Source organism: Cloacibacillus sp., assembly GCA_036655895.1.
In the GTDB taxonomy this organism is placed as follows: Bacteria; Synergistota; Synergistia; order Synergistales; family Synergistaceae; genus JAVVPF01.
In genome coordinates this window covers 34,605-60,637 of sequence record JAVVPF010000014.1, presented here as the reverse complement: position 1 = coordinate 60,637, position 26,033 = coordinate 34,605, and the positions used below count along the sequence as shown (strand labels likewise).

Annotated in this window: 23 protein-coding genes; 10 read left to right on the top strand and 13 right to left on the bottom strand. The window is 53.6% G+C overall.

Translation table 11 applies throughout. The features are described 5' to 3' along the window. Positions 1–77 precede the first annotated feature (77 nt). A complete protein-coding gene (rarD, locus tag RRY12_06155; protein ID MEG2184241.1) occupies positions 78–962 on the bottom strand; it encodes an EamA family transporter RarD in 885 nt (294 codons plus the stop codon). 110 nt (positions 963–1,072) lie between these two features. Between rarD and RRY12_06150 the strand changes: the two genes are divergently transcribed. Genes RRY12_06150 through RRY12_06135 form a run of 4 tightly spaced genes read left to right on the top strand, consistent with a single transcriptional unit; the run spans position 1,073 to position 5,401 of the window. Then, positions 1,073–2,269: a M20 family metallopeptidase gene (locus RRY12_06150; GenBank protein MEG2184240.1), complete on the top strand. Its 1,197-nt coding sequence runs from the start codon at positions 1,073–1,075 to the stop codon at positions 2,267–2,269. A 37-nt stretch (positions 2,270–2,306) separates the two neighbouring features. Then, entirely contained in the window at positions 2,307–3,785 is a 1,479-nt protein-coding gene (locus tag RRY12_06145; protein MEG2184239.1) for an AMP-binding protein, read from the top strand. 24 nt (positions 3,786–3,809) lie between these two features. Continuing rightward, a complete protein-coding gene (locus tag RRY12_06140; protein ID MEG2184238.1) occupies positions 3,810–4,865 on the top strand; it encodes a [citrate (pro-3S)-lyase] ligase in 1,056 nt (351 codons plus the stop codon). Beyond that, complete coding sequence (locus RRY12_06135) at positions 4,862–5,401, top strand: citrate lyase holo-[acyl-carrier protein] synthase (GenBank protein MEG2184237.1); 540 nt, start codon at positions 4,862–4,864, stop codon at positions 5,399–5,401. Before RRY12_06140 ends, RRY12_06135 begins: the two co-directional genes overlap by 4 nt. Positions 5,402–5,463: 62 nt before the next feature. On the opposite strand, the gene RRY12_06130 is transcribed toward RRY12_06135, so the two are convergent. Continuing rightward, the gene (locus RRY12_06130; GenBank protein ID MEG2184236.1) at positions 5,464–5,808 is read right to left on the bottom strand and encodes a DUF805 domain-containing protein; all 345 of its coding nucleotides are present in this window, start codon (positions 5,806–5,808) and stop codon (positions 5,464–5,466) included. A gap of 203 nt (positions 5,809–6,011) precedes the next feature. On the opposite strand from RRY12_06130, the gene RRY12_06125 reads away from it, so the two are divergent. From RRY12_06125 to RRY12_06100, 6 genes are read left to right on the top strand one after another with little or no spacing between them, the layout of a single operon-like run. Then, entirely contained in the window at positions 6,012–7,298 is a 1,287-nt protein-coding gene (locus RRY12_06125; GenBank protein ID MEG2184235.1) for a hemolysin family protein, read from the top strand. Positions 7,299–7,332: 34 nt separating this feature from the next. Then, entirely contained in the window at positions 7,333–8,412 is a 1,080-nt protein-coding gene (locus RRY12_06120; GenBank protein ID MEG2184234.1) for an FAD:protein FMN transferase, read from the top strand. Positions 8,413–8,429: 17 nt separating this feature from the next. Further along, positions 8,430–8,789, top strand: a complete 360-nt coding sequence (locus RRY12_06115) for a NusG domain II-containing protein (GenBank protein MEG2184233.1) — start codon at positions 8,430–8,432, stop codon at positions 8,787–8,789. Further along, positions 8,789–9,304: a Gx transporter family protein gene (locus RRY12_06110; GenBank protein MEG2184232.1), complete on the top strand. Its 516-nt coding sequence runs from the start codon at positions 8,789–8,791 to the stop codon at positions 9,302–9,304. The genes RRY12_06115 and RRY12_06110 overlap by 1 nt, the downstream gene beginning before the upstream one ends. Positions 9,305–9,364: 60 nt before the next feature. Further along, the gene (locus RRY12_06105) at positions 9,365–10,069 is read left to right on the top strand and encodes a phenylalanine--tRNA ligase beta subunit-related protein (protein MEG2184231.1); all 705 of its coding nucleotides are present in this window, start codon (positions 9,365–9,367) and stop codon (positions 10,067–10,069) included. Further along, entirely contained in the window at positions 10,069–10,407 is a 339-nt protein-coding gene (locus tag RRY12_06100; GenBank protein MEG2184230.1) for a DUF3795 domain-containing protein, read from the top strand. Before RRY12_06105 ends, RRY12_06100 begins: the two co-directional genes overlap by 1 nt. 282 nt (positions 10,408–10,689) lie before the next feature. Here RRY12_06100 and yqeB read toward each other — a convergent pair whose 3' ends face one another. The 11 genes from yqeB to RRY12_06045 form a co-directional block, all read right to left on the bottom strand. After that, positions 10,690–11,487, bottom strand: coding sequence for a selenium-dependent molybdenum cofactor biosynthesis protein YqeB (gene yqeB, locus RRY12_06095; protein ID MEG2184229.1), 798 nt, complete (start codon positions 11,485–11,487; stop codon positions 10,690–10,692). 31 nt (positions 11,488–11,518) lie between these two features. Then, positions 11,519–13,993 carry an FAD-dependent oxidoreductase gene (locus RRY12_06090; GenBank protein MEG2184228.1) on the bottom strand — a complete coding sequence of 825 codons (2,475 nt, stop codon included), beginning with the start codon at positions 13,991–13,993 and terminating at the stop codon, positions 11,519–11,521. Between the two features lie 97 nt (positions 13,994–14,090). After that, the gene (locus RRY12_06085; protein ID MEG2184227.1) at positions 14,091–14,576 is read right to left on the bottom strand and encodes a (2Fe-2S)-binding protein; all 486 of its coding nucleotides are present in this window, start codon (positions 14,574–14,576) and stop codon (positions 14,091–14,093) included. A gap of 12 nt (positions 14,577–14,588) precedes the next feature. Further along, positions 14,589–15,461 (bottom strand): FAD binding domain-containing protein, encoded by an 873-nt coding sequence (locus RRY12_06080; GenBank protein MEG2184226.1) that lies wholly within the window; start codon positions 15,459–15,461, stop codon positions 14,589–14,591. A gap of 1 nt (position 15,462) precedes the next feature. After that, positions 15,463–17,382 (bottom strand): TRAP transporter fused permease subunit, encoded by a 1,920-nt coding sequence (locus RRY12_06075; protein ID MEG2184225.1) that lies wholly within the window; start codon positions 17,380–17,382, stop codon positions 15,463–15,465. A 65-nt stretch (positions 17,383–17,447) separates the two neighbouring features. Then, complete coding sequence (locus RRY12_06070; protein MEG2184224.1) at positions 17,448–19,724, bottom strand: xanthine dehydrogenase family protein molybdopterin-binding subunit; 2,277 nt, start codon at positions 19,722–19,724, stop codon at positions 17,448–17,450. Between the two features lie 27 nt (positions 19,725–19,751). After that, a complete protein-coding gene (locus RRY12_06065) occupies positions 19,752–20,630 on the bottom strand; it encodes a hypothetical protein (GenBank protein ID MEG2184223.1) in 879 nt (292 codons plus the stop codon). Positions 20,631–20,692: 62 nt separating this feature from the next. Further along, positions 20,693–21,673, bottom strand: coding sequence for a TAXI family TRAP transporter solute-binding subunit (locus RRY12_06060; GenBank protein ID MEG2184222.1), 981 nt, complete (start codon positions 21,671–21,673; stop codon positions 20,693–20,695). Positions 21,674–21,755: 82 nt separating this feature from the next. After that, entirely contained in the window at positions 21,756–23,279 is a 1,524-nt protein-coding gene (locus RRY12_06055) for a 4Fe-4S binding protein (protein ID MEG2184221.1), read from the bottom strand. A gap of 99 nt (positions 23,280–23,378) precedes the next feature. Then, the gene (locus tag RRY12_06050) at positions 23,379–24,629 is read right to left on the bottom strand and encodes a methylaspartate ammonia-lyase (GenBank protein ID MEG2184220.1); all 1,251 of its coding nucleotides are present in this window, start codon (positions 24,627–24,629) and stop codon (positions 23,379–23,381) included. Positions 24,630–24,662: 33 nt separating this feature from the next. Continuing rightward, a complete protein-coding gene (locus RRY12_06045) occupies positions 24,663–26,012 on the bottom strand; it encodes a hypothetical protein (protein ID MEG2184219.1) in 1,350 nt (449 codons plus the stop codon). Between the last annotated feature and the right edge of the window lie 21 nt (positions 26,013–26,033).

Here is a 26,033-nt window from a genome sequence, read left to right as displayed (position 1 = left end):
ATATGTTTCAGAAACATATAAACGCCCATTTCTCGTGTGAAATATTATCTATAATTCTATCGCTAAAACACTACATGTCAATGAGTTTCGCGCCGCGCGAGATAAATTTTATCGGCGCAGTATACAGCGACCGCGCTCCAAATCAGCACAAAGGTCAGCGTTCTTATCGGTGAGAGCGGCTCATGGTAGATGAGCGTGCCGATAAGAAAGGTGAGGGTGGGCGAGACGAACTGTATAAAGCCAAGCGCCGTCAGCTCTATGCGCTTTGTCGCGTAGGCAAATAAAAAAAGCGGCACGGAGGTCATGATTCCGGTTCCGGCAAGCAGCAGATAGGTCCACATATCATAAGGATAAGTCGCCTCTCCCGTGCGCTGCATGTACCAGAGCCATAAGAGAGCCGCGGGGGCGACGGAGATGGTCTCGATGAAAAGACCTATGGGCGGGGAGACTGCGACGGCTTTTTTCAGCACTCCGTAGAGGCCGAAGGAGAGCGCAAGGCCGAGCGATACGAGCGGCACCTCGCCAAGATAAAAGACCTGCACGAGCACCCCGGCAAGCGCGAGCAAAAGCGCCGCCACTTGCGCGCGCCTCATGCGCTCGCCGAAAAAGAGCATCCCGAAGCACATCGAGACAAGCGGATTGATGTAATAGCCGAGGCTCGTTTCAAGTATCCGTCCATCGTTGATGGCCCATATATAAAGCCCCCAGTTGAAGGTGATGAGAAATCCTCCTACGACGAGCCAAAGCGTCTGCCGTTTATTTTTTGCGGCGAAGGCGGCGCCCGTGCTCCACATCCGCGCGCCCGCGATCACCATGATAGTGAAGACCGCGGACCAAAGTACGCGGTTGCATAGTATAACAAAAGATGAAACATGCGCGAGAGCCTTCCAGTATACCGGCATCGACCCCCAACACAGATATGAGAGGAACGCGCAGGCCGCGCCCTTTTGTGAATCGGTCAATCCAACTCCCCCAGTCTCCCATTATTTTACACTTTAACGGTAAATTGTGATAAACTATTCGGATATTTAGTTTGGTATTCTTTAGGCAGGCACCGGAAGGAAGTATGGGGATGAGTGATCAGATCGAACTTTCCGCTTTAGGAGCGTCGCTGCTTGAGCGGGCGGAAAAAATCATGGAGGAGATGCAGGACTGGCGAAGAGATTTTCACCAATTTCCAGAGCTTGCATTTGAAGAAAATATCACCGCCTCTAAAATCACAAATGTCCTGAGATCACTTCCCGGCATGGAGGTGACGTGCGGCTTTGCCGCGCAGACATCCGTTGTGGGCGTGCTTGGCGCAGACCTTCCCGGCCAGGCGCTGATGTTGCGTGCGACGATGGACGCGATAGCGGCCGACGAACAGACCGGACTGCCGTTTTCCTCCTGTATCCCCGGCGTCATGCACGGCTGCGGGCACGACGCGGAGATGGCCTCGCTCCTTGGCGCGGCCGCCGTGTTGTCCGAAATGCCAGAGGCGCTCAGCCAAAAGATCGTTTTTCTTTTCCAGCCGGCGGGCGAAGGCCGCAGCGGCGCAAAGTCGCTTACGGAAAATCATTTCATCGAAAAGTTCAACATCGGCCGCTGCGCCGCCGTAAATTGGGCCTCAGAGCTTCCATACGGCGAACTGTTCTCGCGCCGCGGCGTCATGACGGCCCTTTCCGACCGCATCCATATAGACATCCACGGAGCCTCAGGGCACGGCGCGGAGCCGCACCTGACGGTCGACCCAGTCACTATCGCAGCAAATATAATAATCACCATCCAGACGATGCTCGCGCGCGAGGTAGACCCGCGCGAACCCGTAGTAGTCTCGTTTGGACAGGTGGAGGCCGGCGCGGCCTATAACATCATCCCGGAACAGGCCAATCTTTGGGGCACGCTGCGAGCCTTTGATTCACGCACGCGCGATTTTGTGCAGAGCCGCATAGAAACTGTGGCCCCCGGCATAGCTAAGGCGCTGCGCGGCATAGCCTCTGTAGAATATACCCGCAACTACGCACAGGTAGACAATAACCTCGAAATGCTGGATTCACTGACGCATATCGGGGTTCCTTTTTTCGGCGAAGAGGGCATAACGATGTTGGAACGTCCGCTGCTCTCGGGTGAGGATTTCTCATTTTTCAGCAACAGCGTGCCCTCCGTCTTCATGCTTTTGGGCACCGGGCTTGAATATCCGCTGCACCATCCGCGCTACGACATTCCAGAGAGTATGCTCCCCTTTGCGGCCGCCTGGGAGGCATATATGGCGCTTACAATGACCGCATAGCCCCTGACCGGGCAAAATGAATAATGGACGTGATGGCTTGAATTCCAGACTTGAGGCAATAATCAGGGACAATCTGAATAGATTCCCTACTGAGCCCTTTCTTTGGTGGCAAAAGACCTGGTGGTCCCGCGGCGCCTTCGCAGAGCTCATTGAGGAATGTGAGGAAAAGTTAAGAGCCAGCAATTTCAAAAAGGGGCAGCGGCTAGCTTTGCTTATGCCAAACAGCCCTGTCCTGCTTGCGATGGCCATTGCGGTCTGGAAGCTCGGCGGCGCTGTGGCGCTGCTTGACTTCCGCTCCGCCTATGTGCCGCTCATAAAACAACTCGTTCACGCCGACGTCTTTGCGGCGCTGACCTACCGAGGCTGCGCGGACCTTGCACCGCTCATTTCAGAAGAGGGCATCCCGTGCTCCGTCATCAGCCTTGACACGCTTGACGAAAACGTCCCCGGGCGTCCCTGTTCGGAGGAGTCGTCAGACATCGCCGTTATCTTCTACACCTCCGGCACGACCGGCGAGCCAAAGGCCGTGCCGCTCTCTCACGACAATCTGCTGGCCTGCATAGACGCCTGCGTGGAACATATACAGATGCTTGACGACGACGAAGACGTCTTCCTCAACGCGCTGCCAAACTCAAATGCCTTCGGCTTCGTCTGCGGGGCCCTGCTGCCCGTCGTGAAGGCGACGCGTCAGGCGATACTGCCGTCGTTCATGCCGGTGGAAACCTCTATGGAGGCTATAAAAAACGCTGGCGTCACCATCGTGATGGCGGTGCCTACGATGATAGCGTTGATGGTGGCCGCCGCGTCCCGCGGGGTGGTGGTGCCGCCTACGCTGCGCTGCATACTTTCGGGCGGAGACAGGCTGCCGGAAGCCTCGTCCAAACGCGCGGAGCGGGTGCTTGCGACGCCTGTGCTTCAGGGCTACGGCCTCACCGAGGCCTCGTCCGTCGTGGCGCTGCCGCCTGGGATGGACAAGAAAAAGCCCGGCAGCGTCGGTACCCTGCTTGACTGTGTTGAAGCACAGATAAGAAACGACGACGGCAGCGAGCAGCCGGCGGGCAAAGAGGGCGTCCTCTGGATACGCGGCGCAAGCGTCACTCACGGCTATTTCAGAAACGCGGAGCTTACTGAGCAGCGTTTCAAAAACGGCTGGTTCAACACCTGCGACGTGGCTAAGTTCGACGAAGACGGCTATCTCTATCTCGTCGGGCGCATGACGGACGTCATTTTCGTAGGAGGCTTCAAAGTTTACGCGCGTGAAGTGGAGCGAGTCCTCGAAGAACATCCCGCGGTCGAAGAGGCCGCGGTGGTCGGAGTGCCCAGGCCCATAAGCGGAGAACTGGTCAAGGCGTACATCGTCCTCAAAAAAGGAGAGCGCGCCACGGCCAAAGACCTGATAGAATATTGCCGCAAGAAACTGTCCTACTACAAGGCGCCGCGCATAATCGAATTTATAACTGAGATGCCTCGCTCTGCGATAGGCGAGATAGTAAAGAGAAAGTTGTCGCAGGATTAAAATTTGAAATAGGATTGATAAAATATGTTTGGATTAGAATGCCGCGTTACAAAAAGCCTCAGCAGATACGAACGCAGGGCAGTTGAGTCGCTTCTTGGACGCAGCGGGCTCGTCTTTGAAGGCACGCCGGATTATATAGCGCTTGCGGAAGACACCGAAGGACGTCTTGCCGCCACGGCAAGCCTCGCGGGCTCTGTCATAAAAATGGTCGCCGCGGACTCTCAGTGGCAGGAGGCGGGGCTTTCGGGCATCGTCATTTCCGCTTTGATGCGCACCGCGGGAGAAAAAGGACTCTATCACCTCTTCATATACACAAAACCCGAGATGGCCGACCGCTTTGCCGGACTCGGCTTTCGCCCGCTTGCGGCGGCGCCCTCCGCGGTGCTTATGGAATCTGGCGCGCCCGGCATTGCGCAGTACAAAGAAAAACTTGCGGCCGAAAGAGCAAAGGCCGAAAAAGACGGAGCTGGCTCCGCCTCCGCCGCCGTGATGAACTGCAACCCGTTCACGCTGGGACATCTGCACCTCATCGAAGAGGCCGCGCGCGGCGCGGCGCGACTTTACGTCATCGTCGTAGAAGAGGACGCATCAGTCTTTCCGTTCGCCGACCGCATTTCACTGGTGCAGCGCGGCACGGCGCACCTGCCAAACGTCTGCGTCATTGGCAGCGGCAGCTACGCGGTATCCGCCGCGACATTCCCGACCTATTTCCTAAAAGACCGCGCTGAGCCGGCTGCGGCTAAAGTGCAGGCGGAACTTGACGCGTCGCTGTTTGGGCTGCTTTTCGTGAAGGAGCTTGGCATAACGCGCCGCTTCGTCGGCACGGAGCCGTTCTGCCCCGTTACCGCAGTCTATAACGAGGCGCTCAAAGCGTCGCTTCCGTCATTTGGCTGCGCCGTGACGGAGATAGAACGCATCCAGGCCGACGGAGCTGCCATTTCCGCGTCGCGCGTGCGCTCCATGCTTGCCGGCGGCACAGAGCCGGAGGCGCTTTCCGCGCTTCTGCCTTCTGTCACCATAGATTATTTAAAAAGCGCAAAGGGCGCCGAAATAATAAAAAAACTGAGGGAAAAGAAATGACGCCGCTTGAAGAGGTGCTTGCCGGGCGCGAAGAACGCGCCGCGTGGCAGAGGCGCTGGCTCTCCATCAAAAACGCAAAGGGACGCTCCGCCTATTTCATCTGTCAGATAGGGCTCAACATCCCAGGCTTTCCAAAGCGCGCGCCAAACGACTACGACGTGATAAATATGTGCAAAAAACTGCTGGTGGCCCATGCGAACGCAAAAACGCGCGAGGAACGCTTCCTTGAAAACGGCGCCGGCGTCTGCTGGCAGGGCGCTTTCGACGCGGCCACCCAGAGTGCCTCCGATATGAAGCGCATAGCGCTCGACGCGGAAAACAGAATGACGGCGGGGCGCATCCTTGACATAGATATAATCACCGAAGAGGGCCCCGTTTCAAGAAAAGAGATGGGCCTAGCTGAGCGCCGCTGTCTGCTCTGCGGCGAGAACGCAAAAGTCTGCGCGCGCCTTGGCTCTCATTCGCTGGAAGAGCTGCACGAACTTGCCATTCGAGAAATAAACAGAGCTGCGGCCGAGATCCGCAATATAAAATAAAAAGCCCTCCGTATCGGAGGGCCGAAGCAAAAGTAGCATCTATATCTATCCCGCCGCGCGCATCAGGCTCCGTAGGCGTTTGACCCAGGAGTTCCGTCCGAGAAGCAGCAGAAAATCACAAGAATGAGATTAAGCACTGGAAAGAGCCCGACCAGCACCCACCACCCGCTTTTGTTCATATCGTGCAGCCTCCGCACGGTAAGCGCCGTAAGCGGAATGATGACGGCAATGCCGTAGGCCCAGTCCGCAAAGAAAATGAGCGGGAGCATCCAGCTTAAAGCGGCAAGCAGAAAACCGACCAAAATGTTCATCACTATCGCTCCGCAAAAATCCGCGCGCGAACTTCTGCCGGAGAACTCAAAATAATTTTCAAACATCCTCTTATACGCCGCAACAAAATCATCCATTACAAAAGCCTCCTTAAACATTATCCGTTCCTGATGAAGCCTATCTTAAAAGCGGCGCGCCTTGCGCGCTACCGAAGGATGCGTAGAACTTTTACGGACAACTACCTAAATCACCGCCCGGATAGTGCGAATATCAAAAACTTATGATATGCTTACTCATACAGTCCCTAAAATTGGGGCTCATAATATCAGGAGGATGATATTTGTTGAATTCTGACCTTGTAGGCAGTATTGGCCTGCTTGGCGTGCTCTTGGCCTTCTCCGTATATTTTTCAATGACGGAGACCTCAATCACGTCGGCAGGAAGAGGGAAACTTCTGGCGATGGCGGATGATTTCCCACACCACAAAAAAGGTTTTCTCTGGCTCGCGGACAACATCGCAAAAGCGATAAACGTAACTCTCATTGGCAACAACCTCGTCAACATCGCAGCGAGCGCCGTCGCAACCTCTGTAGCCATCTCAATTTTCGGACTGGCTGGCCCCGCCGTGGCGGTAGCCGTCATGACCCTGCTCATTGTCATATTCTGTGAGATCCTGCCCAAAAACATAGCGATAGCCAAAAAAGAAAGCGTGCTGCTCATCTGTATGCCGCTTCTGCGCCTCTTCAACTTTCTGCTGACGCCGGTGATGGCGCTTTTACAGACGATACTCAAACTGATCGGCAAGCTCATAGGCATGGACCTCGTCTCCTACAGCGCGCTCATCTCGCGCGAAGAGATAGACCACATCGTCAGCGAAGGCAGCGCCGCAGGCGCGCTTGAAGAGGACGAGCGCAAGATGATACACGGCGTCATCGCCTTTGAAGAGACCCGCGTCTCCGAAGTGATGGCCCCGCGCATAGACATGTTCTCAATAGACGAAAGCGACAGCGTAAACGACGCCGTGAAAATATTCCTTGAAAGCGGACATTCGCGCATCCCAGTATATAAAGAGGACATGGACGACATCACCGGAATACTTTACGCAAAAGACCTGCTCCGCCCGCTCTCAAACGGCGAGACGGACATCGCCATAAACAAGCTGATGCGCAAACCGCTCTACGTGCCGGAAACGATGAAGACGGACGAGGCTCTGGACATGATGAAAAAGGCGCGCAAACACCTGGCCATCGTCGTAGACGAATACGGCGGCACGGCGGGGCTCGTCACCCTGGAAGACCTCATCGAAGAAATCGTAGGCGACATCCAGGACGAATACGACAAAGAGACGCCAGAGATATTGAACGTCGGCGAAAACTGTTACATCGTCCAGGGACAGGTGAACCTTGAAGACCTGGCCGAGGCGCTGAACTACCCGTTTGACACTATCTATGTCGACGTAGACACTCTTGCCGGCATGATACTTGAGATAACCGGCGACTTCCCGACGCAGGGACAGCTCATAAGCTGCGGCCCGTGGGAGATAAAGGTGCTTGAGGTGCAGAACCACCGCATACTCGAGGCAAAAATGAAATTCACGGGCACGGCTGAAGATGGCCTCTGCGAGTAGCGCCTCTGCGCAAAGCGGCGGCGGCACATAAACCATGACGGTCAAAAAAACAACCTGTTTTACAATAGCGGCGGCCGCTTTTTTTTGCGCCGCCTTCTTCATTTACGGCAGAACTCAGGCTACGGCACAGCAGACCTGCGCCGCAAGCGAAAACTACCGCATGGGCACCTACGTGCGCGTCACGCTCTACGGCGCGGATAAAGAAAAATTAGATTCCTCGCTGAAAGAGGCCGACGGCCTCTTGGTGAAACTTGAGGAGCTTTTTTCCGCAAACATCGCCTCCTCCGACGTCGGCAGAATAAACACCGCGCGCGGCAAATGGACTTCGGTAGACGAAAAAACATATTCCCTCATATCACGCGCCGGAAAAACAGCGAAAGCCACCGGCGGCGCCTTCAACCCAGCCATCGGAGACGTGGTGAAGCTGTGGAAGATAGGCACGCCTCAGGCGCGCATACCCGAAGCCTACGAGATAGCGCGCGCTCTGCGCAACACCGACTACGGCAAGATAACTCTCAAAAACGACAATGGAAAATTCTTCGTCAAAGCGCCGGAGGGCATGGCCTTAGACCTTGGCGCCATAGCGAAGGGACGCGCGGCCGACCTTCTGAAGGCGCGCCTTTTGGAGCTGAACGTACAAAGCGCAATAATAGACCTTGGAGGCAACATAGACCTCATAGGAAAAGCGCCTAAACGCGGCCTCTGGAAGATAGGCCTACAGCACCCCGACCACCCTCGCGGAGAATATTTCGGCGTCATAATGACGCCCGCCGCCTCCGTAGTCACCTCTGGCCCGTACGAACGATACTTTGAAAAAGACGGAAAGCGCTACCATCACATCTTCGACCCTGCGACGGGACACCCCGCCATCTCAGACTTCTCCTCCGTCACGATAATAGACGCGGACTCCACAAAGGCCGACGCCCTCTGCACCGCGCTCTTCGTCATGGGACGGAAAAAGGCGGACGCCTTTCTTAAAAAGAATCCCGAAATAGCCGCCGTATTTTTGCTTTCCGGCAAAAACGAGGCGCTCGTCACCCCGCACGCTGAAACATTATTCCAGCTTACAGATAAAAATTATAAAAAAAGCATAATAGGAGGCGCAAAGCAATAAAGCGCGGCGATCGCGTCATGGCCATAGTGACGGCTGCGGGCGCGCTCATGCTCATCTGCGGCGCATTTTTGCCCGGCGTGCGCAAAGGCGTGCCGACCTATGCCGAAGTAGTGGCGGACGGCGTCGTCATCCATCGCATCCCGCTTGCGCAGCCGCCGCGCGACATACGGGTGAAGACGGGCGGCGGTTTTAACATCATACGCGCAGGCGGCGGCGGGGCCGCGATAATTTCCGCGGACTGTCCAGACGGAAGCTGCGTCCGCATGGGGCGCATCACGCGGCCCGGAACCGGCGCCGTCTGCCTACCTCATCATCTCGCGCTTCGCATAACGGGCGCGCAGAAGACAAACAACGATGTGGACGGCGTAAGCTACTGATGAGTGCGCAGAACGTCACGCGCCGGCTTGTAATGGCGGCGCTTTTCACAGCCTGCGCGCTTGTGGTGAACGCTGCGGAAGGAATGCTGCCGATGCCGCTTCCCGGCCTGAAACTTGGCGCGGCAAACGTCTTCACCCTTGCCGCGCTCGTCATGCTGGGAGTAAAGGCCGCCTTCTGCGTCACAGTGCTGCGAGTGCTGCTTGCGTGGCTCTTCACCGGCAACTGGTTCGCATTTCTATGCAGCATGGCGGGAGGCGTCGCGGCGGCCATCGTCATGTCGCTCCTCTACTGCAAGATGCGGCGCGATTTTTCACTTCCGTGGATCAGCGTAGCGGGCGCGTGGGCCTTCAACGCGGCGCAGACGCTGCTCGTCTCATATATGATAGGAGACGCGAGGGCCGTTTTTTACATGATACCGCTCTTCATCGCTGGAACGGCGGCGGGCTGGGCCGTAGGACGCCTTGCACAAGAGATATGCAGAAGGCTCGGCGCGAGCTATAATATGGACAGATAATTCAGACAAATAACGGCGGCGCATACAACAACATACAACATACAGAAAAGGGAGAGCGTTTTGAAAATTTCACTGGATAAAAAGGTACTTGAAAATTTCCCCGAGGCAAAGATAGGCTGGCTCCGCGCAAACATCGGCGGTGCGGACGGCGCGGCGCACGTGGCGAAACTCAAACGCGAACTTGAGGGGCACATGAAGGACATCGGCCTCTCTGCTGACACGATGATGCTGCACCCCGACGTTCGCAGATGGCGCGAGACCTACTCAAAAATGGGCGTCAAGCCCAGCAAGTACCGTTCCTCGATAGAGGCGCTGCTGCGCAGGCTCTTCAAAGGCGACATGTGGGACGTATCAGACGTGGTGGACTGCTATGACTGCGTATCGGCGATGAACATACTGCCGATGGGAGCGCACGACATGAAAAAATTAAAGGGCGGCATGACGCTGCGCTACGTACGAGACGGCGAAAAATTCGCGCCGCTCGGAGCGGGCGGAGAGATCATCGAATGCGCACCCCCGCAGATTGCCTACGCGGACGACGAAAAAATCTGCTGTTGGCTCTGGAACTACCGCGACACGCGGGACGCCTGCGTCGACTGCGAGACACAAGAGGCGATATTCATCGTGGACTGTTCTTTCGACACCGAATGGCGCAGCGTAGAGCAAGGCGTCGAGGCCCTTGCCTCTGAGCTTCGCGCAATAGGCTGCGAAATCAAAAAACATGGCGTCGTCTGTGCAGCAAACCCGGAGGCGGAAACGGAATAATGGCGAACATAGGCTGCTGCGGCATAGACTGCGACGCCTGTACAGCGCGCCGCGCCACACTGAACAAAGACAACGAAACGCTTGCGGCGCTTGCCGCAGCGCAGGAGCGCGAAGGCAAAGGCTCCTTCATACTCCCGTCGCGGCTGCGCTGCACGGGATGCCTCACAGCAGGCGCAAAGAGCATAAGCTGCGGCGAATGCGCCATCCGCGCCTGCGCCGTGCGCAACCGCATCCCCAACTGCGGCTTCTGTCCCGACTTTCCCTGCGACTTAGGCACCTCCGTCTGGGAAGCCGTCCCCGAATACAAACACAACCTGGAGTGCCTAAAAAGCAGATAAGGCACTGAGCAAAAATTTTCAATCGGCATAAATTCAAAGGCCTGCACCGCGCGTAAAACTACGCGTCGATGCGGGCCTTTTATTATGTCACGCGCCCCCGCAGCATCCAAATAAAAAAGAAGGCGCCAGACATCTTATTAGTCAAATAAAAACAGAGATATTTCACTCAAAGTTACGCCGTATTCGCCTCACAACCAAGAATTGGCGGAGAATAACAACAGGGTCACCGCATCCTCTATTGCCTACGGTCATTCAATGTTCTAAACCGAAGCTTTGGCCTTCTTACCTTAAGATTGAGTCTTTACTCATTATTACTTCCAGCACTCCGCCGGCAATAGCCAAAGCCTTGTCCGTTATGCTCCAGCAGTGAGAGGCGTCGCCGCGAGGATCAACATCGCCTATCTTCAGCCCCTGTGTGAGATGAACGTGCGGATGAATGAGCCCTCGCAGTATCCCGTCAAGCTTTGAGCATACCTCTATTCCGTCAACATAGCCTATGACCTCGTCTGCTGCCACCTCGTCGCCTATTTTACGCACCGGAAGCAAATAGCCCTCTTTTGGAGCGCGAAGCAGCCGTTCCGTGCTGTAGCCTTTTATGATTCCCGGAACGCCTGTATTTGGAATAGCGGCGCCATTCGTTATAACGCGTCCCAGCGTGTGGCCGCGTTTTGTCTCTATAACGGCATGCACATCCTGAGGCGCGGAAAATCCAGGCCCGATCGCAATGACAAGCGGCGCCATATCTTTTGTTGTACCAATGTTTTTCTTTGCCATAACGGCATCTACGACCAGGTCTGGGGATATTTTTTCTATAGATTGTCCTTCTGGATCAACAAGCACTTGTATAATATGAGAACCTTTTGTAAATTCTCCCACAGAGTCAATACGTACGGACTTCATATCCTCTACCATGGCAGCACCGTCAAAGATGGCTGAGGCAACCGCTACAGTTCGGCGTACTACAAGCGGACACTTTGTTTCAAGCACAAGCACAGAGTAGCCGGCCTTCCAGAGTCTGTAGATTATTCCTGTTGCAAGGTCGCCGCCGCCTCTTACGACGGCGGTTTTATTATCTGTCATGACAAAGAAAAACCTCTTTCTATATTTTATCTTACAAGCGGTTTATCTTAAGAACGTCGCAGCGCAGGCATCTTCCTGCCTCTTTTGCAACCTGTTCTTCGGAAAAGCCGCACTCCACCTCGCAAAAACAGTCCTTACGCGCTTGTGGTTCAAGCATGGCCATCTTCTCGCGTTGCGTCGGAGTTTCGTCAATAGGCTTGCTCATCTCTCGTGCCAGATGTTTTGGCGCTATCACCTGTCCGTCGCCGCCCAAGTAGCGATCTATCGACGAGGCGGCCTCTTTGCCGCGGTTGACTCCGCTGACAACGGAATCTGGGCCCGTCGTGCAGTCGCCGCCGGCGAATATCCAAGGCGTGGCGGTAGTGCCGCGATAGGCGGCTGGTATGACATTGCCGCGTATCGCGATGAGCTCTTCGTCGGCTTCAGCCACTTCCCAGCTCAGAGCCTGCCCGATGGCGCAAATAACAAGATCGGCGTGCACCTTTAAGAGAGAGTTTTCATCGTATGAAGGGTTGAAGCGGCCAGAATCATCAAAGACGGCGGTGCATTCTTTGAAGGTCACCTCATCAGCGCGCCCCTCTTGTGCTGAGATGGCCATCGGCCCCCATCCGTTGAATACGTAGAGCCCCTCTTCTTTGCCCTCTTTAACTTCGTCAGGATGCGCTGGCATCTCGTTTTCTTTTTCAAGGCAGAGCAGCGACACTTTTGACGCACCAAGGCGTATCGCCGTTCTTGCACAGTCCATAGATACATTGCCTCCGCCGACCACTACGACCTCTTTACCTTGAAGACCGCTTTCGCCGCCGGTCTTCACCGAGCGCAGGAACGATACGCCTGATGTGACGCCTTCGTAATCTTCCCCGGCTACGCCAAGTTTTCTGTCATTGTGGTCTCCGACGGCTAGATAGACCGCCATGTAGCCGAGGCTGCGTAGTTCTTTAACCGAAAGTTCTCTGCCAATCTTTGCGCCTGTGATGAATTTGATGCCCATTTCCTTGAAAAGTTCTATCTCCTTGGCAAACTTTTCCTTGGGGAGACGGTATTCGGGAAGCCCCACCGCAAGCATTCCGCCAATGACATCAAGTGCTTCGTAGACCGTCACATCGTAGCCCTTTTTCTGAAGGTAAAATGCGCATGAGAGACCTGATGGGCCGGAACCGACAACTGCGACGCGCTTTGCGCTGCGCGGCTCCATCGCTGGAAGCGGGAATTTCCCGTCGTGCTCAAGCAGCCAGTCCGTTATAAAACGTTTTATGCCACGGATGGCTATTGGTTCGTCGATTTTAACGCGGTTGCACATGTTTTCACAGAGATGGTTGCAGACGCGGCCGCAGGTCAGAACAAGCGGATTTTCGTTCTGAATCACCTGATAGGCCTCCTTGTACATCCCTCTTCTTGCAAAATCGAGATATAGCGGCACTTCAACGTTTGCGGGGCACGCGTTCTGACAGGTATATCTCATGCAATGGATGTAGGCGGAAGGGTCGTGACGTTCGTAAAGGCATTCGGTGCAGTATAGACATTCGGTGATGCGGTCAAAACGGTGATCTTGAGCTTTACGCACCCACATGGGATCGGCTATAAGCGGACGCGCTAAAGCCACCATGTCCGCGCGGCCCTCCGCAATGACGTTGTCGGCAAATTCAGGGTTGCCAAGTTTTCCCACTGTCACCACAGGGACGCTGACGCATTTTTTTATCTCTTCTGCAAGATAGACGTTAGGGCCGTCTGGATATTCTATTGTCGGCTTGCCCCTCTGGTCTGAATAGCCCTTCACTGGCGCGTCGTCGAAGCGGACTCCGGCGGAGACGTCCATACAGTCGATGCCGTGCTTGACTAGCTCCTGCGCAAAGATGCGGCTCTGGACGATCGTGTTGCCGCCCAGTACAAATTCTTCGGCGCTGATTCTGGCAAAGAGCGGATACTCTGGACCCACTAGCGCGCGGATCTTTTTGAGGATTTCCAAGTGCATAAACATTCTGCCGTAGATGTCGCCGCCAAATTCGTCTGTGCGCAGATTGGTACGGCGCGAGATGAAATCCGCCATCGTGTAGGTATGCGCATAATGCAGCTCTATGGCGTCAAAACCTGCCTCATAGGCGCGCCGCGCACCAGCTACAAAATCATCGATGATGCCGTAACATTCTTCGTTCGTCAGTTCGTGCGGTTTCTTGCCTACGCCGTAGATCGAGTGCGCGATCTGGAGTCCAATTTTGCACCCTTCGCCGTGAACCGCTTCGATAAGTTTTTTAAAGCCATCTATGTGTTCATCACGGCTGATTTGGAGACGGAGCCCTGCATGGATGAATTTTGAGCTGACGCTTGTGTGTTCCGTCATTATCAGTCCGACGCCGGAGCGCGCCCTGTCCACGTAGTGTTTGATGGTATTTTTAGATACAAATCCTCCCGACGCCGCCGAGTTTGTGAACATCGGAGACATGATGACTCTGTTGGCAAGTTCCATGGAATTTATAGTGATTGGTGTAAATAGACCGATTCGCTGCATATAAAAATGCTCCTTTCATAAGACATTTATAAAAAGGCCGCGGCAGAATTTTTCTTTTTTCCGCCGCAGTCCCTCGTTTTTAATAAAATCTTCCGGTTTAAGCCTTTGCGGCCTTACGTGCCGCTATTTTTTCCGAGGCTATTTTTACTGCGTCGTAGAACTGCAAATATCCGGTGCAGCGGCAGAAGTGCCCTGAAAGTTCGTCACGTACCTCTTCCTTGGTTGGGTTCTCCTCGCGCATAAGAAGCGCCTTAGCGGAAAGTACTACGCCTGGAGTGCAAAAGCCGCACTGAATGGCGCCCGCTTCCACAAAAGCCTCCTGGATCGGGTCGAGCTCTCCGTTCTGCTCAAGTCCCTCTATTGTGAGAATGCTGCGCCCCTGCGCCTTCATAGCGGGAACGATGCAAGAGTCGACCGGCAGGCCGTCCACAAGTACAGTGCAGGCGCCGCATTCGCCCTCTTCACACCCTTTTTTAGTTCCCGTAAGGCCGAGGTCGTACCTTATTACGTCAGCCAGGGAGTGGCTGGGGTCGATCATTATGGCAACATTTTTACCGTTAACGACACATTTTAATTCCTGCATCTCAATCACTCCTTACGCTAACGCCGAGGCTGCTTCTACAAGCGCCTGTTCGACAAGATCCTTTACAAGCGCTTTACGGTAAGCCCCTGAACCGCGCACTAAAGAGTCTCGTGGTGAAGCCTCGTCTTCCGCGATAGCGGCGGCCGCGGCTAATACTTCGGCGGACGGCTTCTTGCCAACGAGAGCGGCCTCAGCTTTTTTCGCACGGAACGGAGTCACGGAGACAGGAGAGGCTACGATACGCGCGGCGGATATGCTTCCGTCGAGCGCGGCTTCAAGCATCACAGCAACGTTGACCACCGGCAGCGCCATTGCTTCGCGCGAAGCGATACGTTTGAAGGCCGTCCCATATTTGCAGGCGGGGATCGCTATCTCTATCTTCGTGAGAATCTCCCTTGCTGGGTCGATATAGCTTACGCCTACAGTCTTTGAGAGTTCGCAGAGCGGACGCTTACGCGCGCCGTCACAATTCACGGTCTCGCATACCGCGCCAAGCGCCGTCAGCGGGACTACAGAGTCCGCCGCGGGCTGCGCGCTTACTATATTGCCGGCAAGCGTGGCTATGTTGCGTATCTGAGGCGAACCGACGCTCCGGCAGCCGTCAGCGAGAGCGGGAAACAGCTGCTTCACCAGTTGGTTTGCGGCAATTTCAGCGTGGGTCATTGACGCCCCTATTACCAGTTTCCCATTTTGCACTTCAACGAATTTCATTTCCGGGATATCCGATACGTCTACAAGAACAGACGGAGAAACCTTGCCCTCTTTTATCCAGAGCATGAGATCTGTAGCGCCAGATACAAGACGGGCTTCGCCCCTATATTCTTCAAGGAGCGCTAGCGCCTCTCCGATAGTTTTAGGGAATAAGTGTTTTTCAACCTTTTTCAATTTATTTCCCTCCTAATTTAATTCCAGAATACTGTTGAACCAGAAGCAGACCCAACACGCCAAGGCCCATGTAGTCTGTTATAGCTCCCGGGTAAATGAGCATCAGACCGCCGATAACAAGAACACCGCGCATCAGCATCGGTATGGGTTTTTTGAAGTAGCCTTCAAGTCCCGCACACAGGATGAGGACGCCCAGCGTCGCGGTTATCATTATCCAGACGCTCTGGAGGCAGAAGTTATCCGGTGTGACCATCAACATCGGTTCAAAGACAAAGATAAACGGTACGATGAACGATACAAGGCCTATTCGGCACGCCTGCCACCCCACTGTCGCTGCGTTGGCTTCGGATATTCCGGCCGCTGCATAGGAGGCTACGGCGACTGGAGGAGTGATCGCCGAAAGTGTAGCAAAATAGACGACGAACATGTGCGCTTCGAGCGGCTGCAGGCCAAGCTCGTAAAGCGACGGGATGCAGAGGGCGGCAGTGAGGCAGTAGGCTGCTGCAACAGGCATTCCCATTCCAAGCAGCGTGCAGATGCCGGCCGTGAGTATCAATGCCGAAAGCGTACTGTTTCCGCCTAAGCTGAGGATGAGGCTTGCCAGCTTTCCGCTAAGTCCCGTCGTCATAAGCCCGGCGATAACGCATCCCGCCACCGCGCATGAAAGCGAAACGATGACCGCTGATTTCGCGGCGTCTTCCAACGCTTTTATGACCGCTGGCAGATGCATTCTTGTTTTTTTACGCGCCCAGGACGCCGCCACAACAGCGACTATACCTACGACGGCGGATAAATTGGCCGTGTATCCTTCCATGAGCATTACAACTAGCACCACCAAGGGGACGAGGAATATCCATCCTTCTTTGAGGGTTTCCCGTACGGAAGGAAGTTCCGACTGGTCTAGGCCTACCAGCCCGCATTTTTTTGCGCGGAAGTGGACGATGAGCAGCAACGCGAGATAGTAAAGAACTCCGGGCACAAAAGCGGCTATGGCAATGTTCTTATATGATATACCCGCCATCTCGACCATCAAGAAGGCGGCCGTTCCCATAATCGGCGGCATGATCCCGCCGCCTGTCGCCGCGACAGCCGTCACCGCACCAGAGAAGGTCCCGTCATAGCCGGCTTTTCTCATCATTGGGATTGTAAAGGAACCTGTCGTCACAACGTTCGCGGTCGGGCTGCCGTTGATCATTCCGAAAAGCCCGCTGGTTATTATCGCAACTTTACCGGCTCCTCCGGCATAGCGTCCAGCTATCGCCATTGAGAACTTGTAGAAAAAGTCCCCTGCTCCTGAGGCCGCAAAGAATGAGCCGAACATAACGAACATGAATACGTATGTCGCGGCAGCCGCTATAGGCGACGAATATATGCCGTTCGTCGTATATACGAGCTGGTCGAGTATGTCAACGGCCAGCAATTTTCTATGATAGAGTATCCCCGGGATAAGATGGCCCCACAGCGCATACGCCAGGAATATACATCCTATGCTCGGAAGCACAAAACCCATACATCTCTTTGTAAGCCCGATGACCGCCGCTACGGTGAGTATCCCAATTACAATCTCAAGAGAGCTGAGTTCGTCAACCTGAGGCATACGCGTTAGATAGGTTCCCATGTTTAAGCAATAGTAGATACCGGCCGCTGCTAGAATCGCAATGTAAAACCAGTCCTCAATCGGCACTCTAGTGCTGGTGCGTTCGTGGGCCTGGAAGGTCCTCGTGTACATCAACGCGCAGAGCACCATAATGAAGGTAAGGTGGATCGCGTAGTGCATCTGGGGCTGAACTGTTAAAAATGTAGCCTGTGCAAGCTGATAGAGAGACATGGCGACTGCGATATACTTTATCGCAAGCGCGTCAAAACCGGTTAATTTACGTTTTTTACCCTCTTCTGTCAGCAACTTCCATAAGTTGTTCAATTATCAGCACCTCAATTCCAAGATTGATATATCTCTTACAAATGCATCAACTGCCGCCGCTGATTCTATTTATTCGGCGTGTGGAGAGCCCAGTAAAGTTTTTCCGGCGTTATCGGAAGATCTCTGATACGAACTCCGCAGGCATCCTCTATAGCATTCGCGATAGCGGGAGCGGTGGGGATCAGTGTCGGTTCGCCTACGCCTTTTGCGCCGTATGGGCCTATCGGGTCATTGCTTTCTATCGCTATCCCTTCAACGGCCGGCATGTCTTTGATTGTCATGAAGGTATAGCCGTGCAGGCCGTTCGTCGCCGGAACGCCGTTTTTAAAGAGCATATCCTCATAGAGACACCAGCCAATGCCTTGCGCGACGCCGCCGGTTATCTGTCCGTGAAGCCCCAGTTCGTTGATGACCTTGCCGACGTCGTGAACGGCGATGACGCGAAGCACCTTCACTTTGCCTGTATAGGTGTCTACTTCGACTTCTACTCCGTGAGCTCCGAAAGAATAGGCGCTTGAATAGTCTCCGTAGAAATCTTTGTCTGCGCCTTCCGTAGGCGGGTCGTAGGTAACGTAGGCGGTGAGGGGGACTCCTGCGCGGCTTCTAATTGCCTTTGCGGCCACCTCTTTGAGCGTCATCAGGACTGACGGGTCACGGCTGCACTTAATGAGGCCGTTCTCCATGTACATGGTATCTCTCTGACGTTTGCTCATCTCGGCCGCCAACGTCAACACCTGATCCAGCACTTTTTCACTGGCCAAAAAGACAGCCTTGCCTCCGACCGTGGTTACGCGGCTGGAATAGGTGCCCATTCCAAAGGGGCTTACGTCGGTGTCAAGCGGCATGATCGTTATATTGTCTATGGGCACGCCAAGCCTCTCAGAGGCGATTTGCGCAAAAACGGTCTTTGCGCCCTGCCCCAAATCAGCTTCGCCTGAGAATATAAAGATCTCGCCGTCTTCGTGAATGCGTATCATGGCGGAGGAGCCGTCAAATTTATCCCCGCCGCGGTTGCCGGAGACGTGCGTCATGCAGGCGACGCCGATACCACGCTTGATACGACCGTTTTCTTCCTCTGCCGGCAGTCGGTTCTCTCTTATTTTTTCCGCCGCTATCCTGATGCACTCGGAAAGTTCACAGCTCTTGAGGCGCCAGCGGTGCAGCGTCACATCGCCCTTATGCACGCAGTTTTTAAGGCGGACTTCAACGGGATCTAAACCAATTTCGCGAGAACATTCGTCAATGAACGATTCAACGGCGAAGTGCATCTGACTGTTGCCGTATCCCCGAAATCCGCTTGTCGGTATAAGGTTTGTGTAAACGAGGTAGGAATCGCATTTGCTTGATTTATATCTGTAAAGGCAGTCTGTACGCATTGAAAGGTTTAGAAGAACCTTCGGCGCAGCCCATGAATAGGCCCCATTATCTGCTACGATGGTAGACTGTTTGCAGACCATCGTTCCGTCCTTCATCATTCCGAGCTTGACCTTCATACGCGGCGCGATCCTTGGACGCGTGGTGAGCTGTTCTTCATCTCGCGTGAGAAGTATTTTTACGGGACGCCCCGTCTTTTTAGCAAGGACAGCCGCTATGGGATGGAAATTCCTTATCCATATCTTAGCGCCAAATCCGCCTCCGATGAAAGGAGATTTGACCGTCACCATCGTTGGCTTGATGCCAAGGGCTTTCGCGATCTCGTTTCTTCCCTGAAAAGCCGACTGCAGCCCCGTCCACACGGTAAGACGGCCGTTGGCTTCCCACTGGGCCACCGCTCCAAACGGTTCAAGATACAGCCCTGAAACGCGGTGGGTACTAAATTCTTTTTCAAAAACATAGTCGCAAGAGGCAAGGTCGGCTTCAATATCGCCGCGCTGGATGTGATATTCACGCGCAATATTTGAGCCATTGGTTTCATGGACGAGGAGTGAATCTTTTTCGAGCGCCTTCATCGTATCATCTACAACCGGAAGCACCTCATATTCAACCTTTATGAGTTTGAGCGCCTCGTTCGCTATTTCGTCATTATCCGCGGCAACCGCCGCAACTTCATCTCCAACATAGCGGACCTTTTCCACCGCGAGCATATCGACATCGGCTATTTCCATGCCGAATTTGTTCTGCGGGCAGTCTTTCGCTGTGATCACCGCCCTGACACCGACAAGCGCCTCTGCGGCGGATGTGTCTATTGACAGTATCCTCGCGTGCGGGTGCGGCGAGCGCAGTATTTTTCCAATCAAAAGCCCCGCAAAGGTCATATCGTCAAGGTACTTAGCGGTGCCGGTAACCTTTTCACGAGCATCTACAAAGCTCTGTTTTAAGCCGATACATTTAAATTTCTCCATATATAGCCCTCCGCAACTGTGTCTTACCTAATACAATTTGGAAACCTCAAAAAGGCTCCCGTTCTTCTGTGAGCTCACTACATTCATACGACCGGCGACAAAGATGATCGCGCCGAAAATCATACCGTTGTCAATTAACTGATCAGCCCTCCTGCTTCCCGCCGCAAGAGCGCGCTCGGCACTTCCGCTCTTAAGACAGCCTACAGATTTTGTAACAAGAAGCCCCGCGATATCTGTGCCGTAGTCGAGCTCCTCAGCAACACATTGTTTTATGGCCGGATCGTCGCAGTAACAGGCATTGGCGATCGCAGTGGCCGCTGCGTCCGCCTTTGAAGAATCCGAGGCAAGCGTCGTTACGGCGGATGCTATACCTCGTGTCAGACTGCGTCCGCCAAGACCGCTCGTCGCCAGTCCTCGTATCGCACTGAACGATTTTATTTTCAAAGAATGGGTAGGCCGTCCGTTGTCTATATCGCTTATTAGGCCGACCTTCAGAAAATCTTTTTGCTCCTGAGATATTCTCCATGCGATATCCCCGCCGTTATTTACAAGCGCGTAATCGGCGCCGTGGGCGGTCATCGCTTCCACGGCGAAATCCGAGGTAGTCCCAGCTATCGCCGCCATCGGGGTAAAATCATCCTCTTGGAGGAGCATCACCGATTCTGTCATTTTCCGCACTGCAGGGGGCAGACTATCTGGGATAGAAATGATCTTCCCCGCTTGTCCGCGCAAAAAATTGAGGTGCGTTCCAAATTCGTCAAATATCTCAAGAACTCTCTCAGCTCCGGATATAGCCGCTTCGGTAAAGGCATGACCATCCCTGCGCGCTTCAAGAGTCATAGTGATGGGCCCGTGGTCGATATATACGACGCCGTCCTGTATTACGCTATATGGGTTTGGATACATTGTTTTATCTCTGTTTTGCAACGGGAGCTCCTTTGGAACTCCCGTTGCTTTTTAATGGTAACTTACTTATTCTCGTTAAAGAACTTGACTGCGCCAGGGTGAAGCGGAACGGGCGCGGTATCTTTGAGCTCTGCAAATTTCAGACCTTTAAGTGAGCTGTGGATATTGCAGAAATAGGGGAAGTTGTCTTTGATAGATTTTAGGATGGCATAGGCTTCGTCGTCTGGGAGATCGGAATTTGTAAACAGAATGACTGTGGCTCCAACTGTGGGAACGTCGTTTTTAAGGAAATTATAGGCTTTTTTGGGAATCACGGTAGAATAGGTGCCAAGTTCCGCATTCACCTTTTTCTGTGCCGCCGGCGTCATACCAAGCAGATTCAATTTAAGGGTGGTCCCCGCATCTACGACGTGGCTGGCAGGCACCTGGATGACATTGCTATATGCATCGATCTTGCCGTCTCTCATAAGATCAAGAGCTGCGCCCATAGAGCTGTTCTTTGTATAGCCGCCCATTTTTTCAATATCGGCAGGTGTGATGCCCTCTGCTTCAATAACTTTCTTGCCAACGATATCCATAAAAGAATCTTTGGTGTTGAAGTAGGCCTTGAGGGGATATTTTTTTGTTTTGATATCGGCAAAGCTCTTTAGGCCTGTATCCGCCTTGATGATGAAATGCTCTAGGGCTCCGTTGTAGAGAACACAAAGCGCGCGAAGGTTCCCGATCTTTTTCTTAAAAGGATCTTTTCCGTCCGTAGCCATTTTAATAAGCTGGGCGTGGGCTATGCCAAGCTGAATTTTACCGCGCGATACGAGCGCGAGGTTGGCGGCTTCCTGACCTACTTCATAGGCAGTGTTTGATCCTGGATAACTACGCCTGACAACTTCGCCGACCCCCTCGCCGATTGCCGCCCATGCGCCGCCTATAGAACCGCCGCATATTGCCAGCTCAAGCTTCTGAGCCGCCTGTGCAGAAGAGCAAAAAGAACCTGCCGCTGAGAAGATTACCGCCACTAAAGCCAGTACCGTAAAAAACTTTTTCATTATAAAAGTTCTCCTCTCTAATTATGAAACATTTTGTCTCGGAAAAACGCCCCTAGTTTGCACCGGGGGGCATTAGCGCACATTAGTCCTTAAGTTTGGTGAGTTCGTATCTTTTTTCCTCTGTCACTTCATCTTTCGTTCGCATGGCATGGATGTGGCCTTTGATTTTGGTGTAGTTTTCGACAGTCATCGTATATTCGATGGGAGCCAGCACCGCAGGCGACGCTGTGTAGTTGAAGGGGTGGTCTATCATTTTTTCTACGTCGGCAAGGAATGTTATGCCGCCGCCCGGCATGAGGTATGTGGGAGCGCCCGCAATAGTCAGGTTCGCGTCGCCTCTGTGTACGGCCTTTGTGATCTGGATGGGGTCCACTGTCACACCGGCTCTTGCGCTCCCGCCCACTCCGGCGTAGTACATAGCGGAGACACGGCTGTCTTCGCAACAGTCGGCCGCCATTTTGCGGAAGCTCTCCAATTCTGCGGGGATCTCAAGGGGAACAGGTTTACCGTCAGCCGTCACCTCAAATAGCGCTATCTTACGCCACGTCGTCTCCGCAACTAGTATCTTCATACCGGCCTTCGCAATGCTCATGTCTATATCTTTGATCGCTTCTACTGGGTCGTTTATATTTGTTCCGCCCCAGCCGTCGCCGTGCTCAAAGAAATAACGGCCGTTCGTGGCAAGACGTCCAACGGGCGTGACGCCGCTGTATGGCTTCTGCTCCGCTCCGGCGGGATGCTGCGTGAAGAGGCCTGTTATATGGTGATCAAGGATGATGGCCTCGTCTATAAGCGGCGCAAGAGAACGCGCGAACAGACCGCAGCAGGCGCCTCCGCATCCGACACGCATTTTGTCGTCAACTTCGCCGTTTATCACCGGGTGCTCTCCGACCTGCAGCTCAAGTGAGCAACCGTTGTCAACGGTAAGCGTAACTTTTTCTTTATTGCCAAGCTCGGCCATAGTTTTTACCACATACATGCCGTCGGGGCCTTTGACTTTGTTGACGCCGCCGAGAATCAATATATGCGAGCCATACTGTTCTGTGGTAACTATGCCTACCACTCTCCCACTACGGCGCACAAGCGCTCCTTCGTCTCCAATATGGGCATTTGTGTCGATTTTGACCATCATAGAGCTGTATGATACCGGCGCTTCTGTAACGACGGTCACAACGTCAAAATCATCACGTTTTTCGGTAACGATGTATGGGGCGGGCTTGTAGTCGGGATAGGCAGCGCCAGCTCCTACAGCTGACACTACCGGCTTCATTATGGCAATTTTCTCAGGATCTGGCGCGGTGTTGGTGGGTATTTGAAGCGGCCTTACTATCGCAAGTGCGCCTTTTTCATTGCGAAATCTCTTGCATGCGCCCAGTTTTCCCTCTGGGATACGGCATTTAACGCCGCAGTTACGGCAAAGCAGCGGGTCCTCGGCCACGACATCCGTTGATAGGGCGCCGAACTTACAGTATTTGATACATGTGACACAATGGACGCAGTTGCTGTTTACCGACGCCTTTTTATCCGCCACCATTATCGCAGCAGAGGGGCACACCTGCTCACAAGCCTTGCATCCAACACATTTGCTGACATCAACCTTGATCATCACTTCAACTCCTTAAAAGGGGCCTATAAAAAACTCCAGTAGTGTTGCATAAAATGAACTTTGTGGCAACAATACTGGAGTGAGGGTGGAGGTGTATCTCTAGATTTTGCCTTCCTGTTTTGCTTTGAGGATGGCAAGCAGTCTTTCCTGCTCGTTGCTGACGATCATAACGCCTTCATCGACGCCCATGCCGGGAGTGCCCGCCATAGCAAATGGCTTCGTAGCTACAGCAAGGTTTGCGCAGACGATGGCTGCTTTGTCTGTCTGGTTGCAGGTACCGCCCTGGTAGGCAAGGACACCGTGCTTTTTGCAGTAGAGGTCCGCCTCTACTATGTTGTTGATTCCGCCCAAGTCTATCGTCTTCACCTGGACCATGTCGGCGCCCTTTGCGTCGACCCACTCAACAATTTCTTCGTAGGTGTTAGCATATTCGTCAATGATCAGCTTCAGCCTGCATCCGGCCTTGTCAAGATAGCTGCGCAGATATTTCATAGCTTCGAGCTGCTTCTCGTTTGACTTCATGTCTATGGGCATTTCGACGAAGACTTCATACGGCGCGCACGCTTCTGCCACTTTGATGAGATATTCCCCTACTTTGTCGAGGTCATTATCGAAGGCCTTGCCCATGCAGCCGTAGACGTCGTAACGCATGACAGGCTTGTAATCAGATTCGCCGATCTCGGAAATACGAGCGGTGACCCATTTGACCCAGTCAAGGAATATCTGGCCGTCTTTGCCAAGCTTCTCTTCGACGTTGTTTATAAGTCCGTGGGGCATCATACCGACCTTTTTGAGAATCATCTTGTCCACGTTCGTATAACGCTCGTCGCCTGACTGCGCGTTGATGCGGACTGGCGTCAGGTCGACAGGGAGGTTGTATTCCTTTAATATCACTTCGCACATGGTAAGCTTCTGTTCGTACGCGACAGCTTCAAGCACCGCTTGAGTGACACCGTAGCGGATGGAGGCGGGAAGGCGTTCCCCTTCAAACTCATAGCGGTCAAATATTTCGGCTGTAGACTTAAATTCCTTGATATCCATCCCTTCAAAATAAGGCACTACATATTTTTCTATCATTTTAATGAGGGATTCCGGTGTATTGGGCACTTCGCGGCCGCAGCTTGCGGCATACTGCGCGACGGCGCAGTCGCCGTAGACGATATGTCCGTCTTCAAGCACAAAAATGACGGAGATAGCGACACCGGGCTGTCTGATAGTTTTGAACCCCGGGGTTATCGGCTCACCTTTATAGATAAAACCGTCAGCTTTGGCTCCGGCTTTGATAGCCTCTTTGTCGTCCATGTAAAACCCTGTCAGCGCTTTGGAACATATTACCTTTTTAACTTTCATGTTGAAATTTTCCTCCCTGGGTGTTTTCTATAATTAGCGGATAACGTTGCCGTCTTTAGCTACTAGCTTGCCGCCGATGTATACTCTTTCGACGTTTTTAAAATGCGGGCATTCCGTGACTACTATGTCCGCCGTATATCCTTTTTTGAGCTCTCCGAGGTTAGGAGCGATGAGCGGCAGTATCTTTGTCACATTGGAGGTGCCTTGAGCCACCGCTTTGGCAAGTCCTACTGATTTCCATTCGTTGACGGCGTGGTCTATTGCTTCCAGCATTGAATCACTGTGCCCCGCCGCAAAGTCCGTTGAAATGACGTCAATAAGGTCATTGTCATAGAACGCGTGAAGATTATCCGGATTTGCCACAAGGTGCTTGGCGCCCCACGGATCATGTACCGCGGCATCAAGAACTACCCCGGGGAACTGCTTGAGGTAACGGCCGTTTTCAACACATTCCTCGGTGGTGAAGAGGTAGTTCGAATGGCAGCAGATAAGCGTCTCAAGCCCCATCTTTGCAATTTCATGCACTATATATTTCGACGTCGGTGCGTTGTGGATCATAAGAGGAACGTTGTATCTCTGCGCAAGGCCAGCAGCCTCACGGTAGCCGTCAAGGGCGACCTTGACAGAGGCAAGCGTTGTTTTGTAGACGATGTCTTTGGTCTCTTCCGGCGTGAGGAAGCTGTCCAGCTTTGCCTCTTTAAGGGCGGCGGCCACACGGTCGCGGTCGTAATATGATTCTTCGATGTAGCGTCCCAGGACGGAAAGCTTCATCGCTCTGGCCTGGAGATAATCTATGTCTTTGCCTTTGCATTCTTTGACCGCGCGGGGGATATAAAGATAGTCCTGACCGCCGCCGCCGAGCGTGTGTCCGCCGCCGACCTCGCCGATACAGACGGCGCCGTCCGCAAGCATCTTTTCAACAGTCATTTCTTTGTGCTTAGGAAGGAAACCTTTGCCGTCGCAGAGCTCGCCCGCATGATAGTTGACGGGAGCGTGGGTCGTCGCGGTCTTGATACGAATCGGATGACATGCCTGAGTCTCTTCGACCTCGTCCATCGTCGCGAATCCGTCTACGTTGAGGACGGTTGTGTGCCCCTGCAGGAGGCTTCTGTCGAGATGATCCATGATAACGTCGCGTCCGTAGTTGACGCAGCCGCTGGCGAACATCGTGCCGAAAGTGACTCCATGCTGGTGATGGTTGATCATTCCGGGCATGACGCATTTGCCTGTGCAGTCGATGATCTCTTCCGCATAGGGTTCAAGGTTTTCGTCGTAGAAAAGGTTCACGTCGGCGACAAGTCCGTCGACCTCAATGACGTTTGCTTTTTCGAGCACTGTCTTGCCATCTCCAGTTACGACGGTTCCGTTTTTGAATATCTTCATGTTACAGCCTCCATAGATAAA